This is a genomic window from uncultured Nevskia sp., from assembly GCF_903885465.1.
Classification (GTDB): domain Bacteria; phylum Pseudomonadota; class Gammaproteobacteria; order Nevskiales; family Nevskiaceae; genus Nevskia.
The window spans coordinates 1-5,270 of sequence record NZ_CAISIQ010000166.1; the positions used below are offsets into that span (position 1 = coordinate 1).

6 protein-coding genes are annotated in these 5,270 nt (G+C 63.9%); all 6 read right to left on the reverse strand.

Going from position 1 to position 5,270, the window contains the following annotated elements:
- Positions 1 to 945: FimV family protein (locus tag QZY06_RS06270; protein ID WP_295681688.1), on the reverse strand; the 945-nt coding region annotated here is incomplete at its 3' end.
- A 120-nt stretch (positions 946 to 1,065) separates the two neighbouring features.
- Positions 1,066 to 2,088, reverse strand: coding sequence for an aspartate-semialdehyde dehydrogenase (locus QZY06_RS06275; protein WP_295681691.1), 1,023 nt, complete (start codon positions 2,086 to 2,088; stop codon positions 1,066 to 1,068).
- Positions 2,085 to 2,606 (reverse strand): DinB family protein, encoded by a 522-nt coding sequence (locus QZY06_RS06280; RefSeq protein ID WP_295681693.1) that lies wholly within the window; start codon positions 2,604 to 2,606, stop codon positions 2,085 to 2,087. Before QZY06_RS06280 ends, QZY06_RS06275 begins: the two co-directional genes overlap by 4 nt.
- Before the next feature lie 5 nt (positions 2,607 to 2,611).
- The gene (gene leuB, locus QZY06_RS06285; RefSeq protein WP_295681696.1) at positions 2,612 to 3,712 is read right to left on the reverse strand and encodes a 3-isopropylmalate dehydrogenase; all 1,101 of its coding nucleotides are present in this window, start codon (positions 3,710 to 3,712) and stop codon (positions 2,612 to 2,614) included.
- Positions 3,713 to 3,754: 42 nt separating this feature from the next.
- Entirely contained in the window at positions 3,755 to 4,624 is an 870-nt protein-coding gene (locus QZY06_RS06290; RefSeq protein WP_295681699.1) for a hypothetical protein, read from the reverse strand.
- 30 nt (positions 4,625 to 4,654) lie between these two features.
- Positions 4,655 to 5,270 (reverse strand): 3-isopropylmalate dehydratase small subunit (gene leuD / locus QZY06_RS06295; protein ID WP_295681701.1); only part of this gene is annotated, 616 nt, incomplete at its 5' end.

The following is a 5,270-nucleotide window of genomic DNA, read 5'->3' on the forward strand; positions in this document are numbered from 1 at the left end:
AGGAGCCACAGGAGCCACAGTGCGGACCGGCGCTGCCGTCAAAGCCGAACGCCCCACCGGCTGTGCTCGCAGCGCGTCCACCCGGTTGTGGGCGGTCTCAGCGTCGACGGCCGTTGCCTGCTCGGCCGTCGGCACGTTCAGCAGGCTGCCGCTGAGCAGGCGATTGATGCTGCCGCCGCCAAACGCCTCCGGATTGGCCTGGTAGATCGCCAGCACCATCTGCTCCATCGTCACTTCGGACGACGGCCGCAATTCACGGGCGATGCTCCACAGTGTCTGGGTTTCCAGCACCGGGCCGTAGACGTGACCACCCGCAGCCGCTGGCGCGGCCGGTGCCACAGTCCTGACGATCCGGGTCGGCGCCGGAGTCTCGGCAGCCATCTCGACCGGAAGCCGGTCCAGGCCATTGTTGACTTCGGCGCCAGCCGCGACGCCCGAATCGGCGTAAGACGGAACGCTGGACGGAGCATCCAAGTGGGCGTCGGAGCCTCCGCCGATGTCCGCAGCGGCCAGTTCCTCTGGTGCCAGCGCAGCAGCCGTTGGCTCGGCTGGGGATTCGGCGGCCTCGCCCGGCGGATCGAGCAGCACCGTGTATTCGCGCAGGAAGCGGCCACCATTCCAGCGCGCCTGGACGATGAAATTGACGAACGGGTCGCGCACCACCTGATCGCTGATGACCTTGATGGCGCCGACGCCAAGCACGAACTTCAGGGTCGACACGAAGCTGGACCGATCGATGCCGGAACGCGCGAACACTTCATCAGAGGCCAGCGAAACGGTCAGGCTTTCGAAGTCTTCCGGCTGCGCCGACAACACCGGGATGGTCGCCAGAAAGCGCTGGTTGAGCCGGGAACGGAGCTCGATGTCGCCCAGGCCGAGGGCCTGAGCCGAGATCATCCACAGCGTCGGCGCCAGAACCGTCAGCGCAGCCAGATTTCGCAACATGAGGTTCCCCGTGGTCTCGAGCCGGCAACGCCGGCAGCCGCCGTCGCCGCGACCTTGTCGACCGTCTTTATACCTTATGAATCAAGGGAACCGTCACGCCGGCATGACCGGCGTGAGGTCTTACAGGTACGAACGGATCAGCACCTCGGCGATCTGGATCGAGTTCAGCGCCGCACCCTTGCGGATGTTGTCCGATACCACCCAGAGATTCAGGCCACGCGGATGCGAAATGTCCTCGCGGATGCGACCGACGAAGGTCGCGTCCTTGCCAGAAGCGTCGCTGACGGCGGTCGGATAACCGCCGTCTTCATGACGATCGATGACGATCACCCCCGGCGCCTTTTCCAGCAGCGCGCGCGCTTCGGCGGCAGTGATCTTCTTCTTGGTCTCGATGTGGATTGCTTCCGAATGGCCGTAGAACACCGGCACGCGGACGGCGGTCGGATTCACCTGAATCGACTCGTCGCCCATGATCTTGCGAGTCTCCCAGACCATCTTCATCTCTTCCTTGGTGTAGCCGTTGTCCTGGAAGACGTCGATCTGCGGGATGACGTTGAAGGCGATCTGCTTCGGGTAGACCTTCGGCACCGCGTCCTGGAAATTCAGAAGTGCTGCGGTCTGGCGACCGAGTTCCTCGATCGCGTCCTTGCCGGTGCCGGACACGCTCTGGTAGGTCGCGACATTGATGCGCTCGATGCCGACCGCGTCATAGATCGGCTTCAGGGCCACCAGCATCTGGATCGTCGAGCAGTTCGGGTTGGCGATGATGCCGTGCTTCTTGTAGCCGGCAATCGCTTCCGGGTTCACTTCCGGCACCACCAGCGGAATGTCGTCGACGTAACGGAACTGCGAGGTGTTGTCGATCACCACGCAGCCGGCCGCGGCGGCCTTCGGCGCGTAGACCGCCGAGACGCTGGCGCCCGGCGAGAACAGGCCGATCTGCACCTTGCTGAAGTCAAAGGTCGCGAGATCTTCGACGACCAGATCGCGATTGCCGAACTTCACCGTCGAGCCGGCGCTACGCTCGGACGCCAGCGCATACACCTTGCCAACCGGGAACTCACGCTGCTTGAGGATGGACAGCATCTGCTCGCCCACGGCACCGGTTGCACCGACCACAGCCACGTCATACGTCTTGCTCATCTGAAGGACTCTTTCGCTTGCGCGTAATCGAAATAGAAAATGGGGAAATCGAATACCGGCGCCTCGCAGCCGAGTTGGCTCAGCGCCGTTGAAACCTGACCACGGTGGTGTGCGCCGTGGGTGAACATGGTGTGGACCGCCACCGAGCGCGGCAGACGGTACGCGCCACCGGCGGTACTGCGGTAATCGAACTCGGCGAACAGCAGTTCATCTGGCGTGGCATCGATGTAGCGCAGCCACTCGTCCGCCGACGCCAGCATCCGCGTCTTCAGCTGCGCGCGATCGGCTTCGACTTCCATCGCCAGATCGGTGATCGGCAGCGGCGCGCCGGCGAGGCGCGACTGCCACATCAGATCGGCCAGCAGCAGATGGTTGATCGAGCCATGCACGGACTTGAAGAACAGGCCGACATCGCGGCGATAGGCCTCATCGCTCAAGCCGTCGGCCACCGCGAACAGCCGCTGGTGGCACCAGCGGTTCCAGCCGGCCATCGCTCGCAGATGTTCGCGGTAGGTCATCGGCTTCAGCCCAGCGCCGCGATCACGGCATCGCCCATCGCCACGGTGCCCACCGTCGCCTCGCCCGGCTTGGCGATGTCGCCGGTGCGCAGGCCCGAGGCCAGCACCTTGCGCACGGCGGCCTCGATCTTGTCGGCGAGATCACTGCGCGCCAAGGTGTAGCGCAGCATCATCGCCACCGACAGCAGCATGGCCAGCGGATTGGCGATGCCCTTGCCGGCGATGTCCGGTGCCGATCCGTGGCTCGGCTCGTACATGCCCTGGCCGCGCTCGTTGAGGCTGGCCGACGGCAGCATGCCGATCGAGCCGGTCAACTGGGCAGCGATGTCGGACAGGATGTCGCCGAACATGTTGCTGGTCACCACCACGTCGAACTGCTTCGGCGCGCGCACCAGCTGCATCGCGGCGTTGTCGACCAGCATGTGGCTCAAGGCCACGTCCGGATAATCCTTCGACACCTCGATCACCACCTCGCGCCACAGCTGCGAGGACTCCAGCACATTGTTCTTGTCGACCGAGCAGAGCTTCTTGCCGCGCAGGCGCGCGGCCTCGAACGCGGTGCGGGCGATGCGGGCGATCTCGAAGTCCGAATAGGCCTCGGTATCCCGGGCCACGCGGGCACTCGGGACAACATGGCTACCGACCTTGTAATCGGTCTCGACGCCGGTCTGCCGCTTGCCGAAGTAGATGCCGCCAGTCAGTTCGCGAACGATCAGGATGTCGAGATTGGCAACCAGCTCCGGCTTCAGCGAGGAAGCATCGGCCAGCTCCGGATAGAGCAGCGCCGGGCGCAGGTTCGAGAACAAACCGAGCGCGGCACGAATGCCGAGCAGGCCGCGCTCCGGGCGCAGTTCCCTCGGCAGGTTGTCGTACTGCGGGCCACCGACGGCAGCGAGCAGGATCGCATCGGCAGCCTTCGCAGCTTCCAAGGTCGCGGGCGGCAGCGGATGGCCGGCCGCGTCGTAGCCGGCGCCGCCGATCGGGGCGCTGGTCCAGCTGACGTCGAGGCCGTGGCGATCGCGCAGCACGGTCAGCAGTTTTTCAGCTTCAGCAGTGATTTCCGGGCCGATGCCATCGCCGGGGAGCAGCAGGATCTTCTGGGTCATGTCGTGTTCAGTCGTGGTCGGGATTGCCGCCGTCGCAGTCGATCAATCGAGTGCGTAAGCGCGCAGTTCGTTATTCATCATCATCGGCACCAGCAGCCGCTTGTTCGGGCCCATGCCGATGTCGGCACTGCCCTGTTCCAGCAGCAACCAGAGGTTCGCTTCACCGGTTGCGGAGATCTTGTAGACGTTGCCGTGCATCCAGTCGCTGACGATGTAGCCGCCCTTGCCGTCACTGACCAGGCCGTCGATGTTGGCGAACGGGATCGGTGCAAAGCGCGGTTCGAGCGCCGCTGTCGTTCGGTCAACGCTCTGCAGATAGCCCATCTCCGAAGTCTCGAAGCCGTTACCAGTCATGACGCCCCAGCTGCCGACGATCAGCTTGCCGCCTTCCACCAGCAGGCCGTTCGGCCCTTCGAGCTTCGGGCTGCTCAGCATCACACCGAAGCTGGTGCCAGACAGGCGCCAGATGGTGTTGGTCCCGGTATCCGAGACATAGACGCGGCCCGCGGTGTCGACGGCGACATCATTCAGGAACTTGGCACCAGCGGCCTTGTAACGCGCCGTAATGCGACTGTTACCGGTATCGACCACCACCAGTTCATCGATATCGGCGATGTACAGATAGCCGCTGTTGTAGGCGAGGCCTTTCGGCGCGTTCAAGCCCTTGAGCCATTCGCGCTTGATCATCTTGCCGTCCGGGCTCACCCGGGAGATGAAGCCATTGCCATCCTTGGCCGTGCTCTCGCCGTTGACGTTGGAGACGTAGAGCAGATCCTGCTGCTTCGCATAGACCACCGATTCCGGCTGAGCGAAGCCGGACAGTGTCCAGACCGGCTCCGGGCCGACGGCATAAGCCGGCAGCACAGCGATCATCAAGGCGGCAAGCGAAAGACGCTTCAGCAGACTGTTCATCGGACGACTCCTTGTCGGTACCACTCGAACTCAGGCAAACAACCAGGGCGCATCGATCCTGCGCCGAGCTTCATAGCTGCGGATCGCATCAGCATGCTGCAAGGTCAGACCGATTTCGTCGAGACCTCGGATCAGGCAGTCCTTGCGGAAAGCGTCGATCTCGAAGCCGAACTTGAGGCCGCCCGGCGTCGAGACGGTCTGTGCCGGCAAGTCGATGGTCAAGGCAAAATCGCTGCTGCTGGCGCTTTCCGCGAACAGCGCATCGATCTCGGCCTCCTTCAGCGCCAGCGGGAAGAAGCCATTCTTGAAGCTGTTGTTGAAGAAGATATCGGCGAAGCTCGGCGCGATCACGGCGCGAAAGCCGTAATCGGTCAGCGCCCAGACCGCATGTTCGCGCGATGAGCCGCAGCCGAAGTTCTCGCGCGCCAGGAGCACGGTCGAGCCTGCGTACCTGGCATCGTTGAGCACGAAGCCCGGATTCTTGCGACGCGTCGCCGGGTCGATGTCGAGATCGCCCTTGTCGAGGTAGCGCCAGTCATCGAACAGGAAGGGGCCGAAGCCGGTCTTCTTGATCGACTTCAAGTACTGCTTGGGAATGATCGCGTCGGTGTCGACGTTGGCACGGTCGAGCGGGGCGACCTTGCCG

Excerpts from the sequence above, each read along its gene's own strand:
- QZY06_RS06280 (WP_295681693.1), bottom strand. The coding sequence starts at position 2,606 with ATGACCTACCGCGAACATCTGCGAGCGATGGCCGGCTGGAACCGCTGG.
- QZY06_RS06290 (WP_295681699.1), bottom strand. The coding sequence starts at position 4,624 with ATGAACAGTCTGCTGAAGCGTCTTTCGCTTGCCGCCTTGATGATCGCT.
- leuB (WP_295681696.1), bottom strand. The coding sequence starts at position 3,712 with ATGACCCAGAAGATCCTGCTGCTCCCCGGCGATGGCATCGGCCCGGAA.
- QZY06_RS06275 (WP_295681691.1), bottom strand. The coding sequence starts at position 2,088 with ATGAGCAAGACGTATGACGTGGCTGTGGTCGGTGCAACCGGTGCCGTG.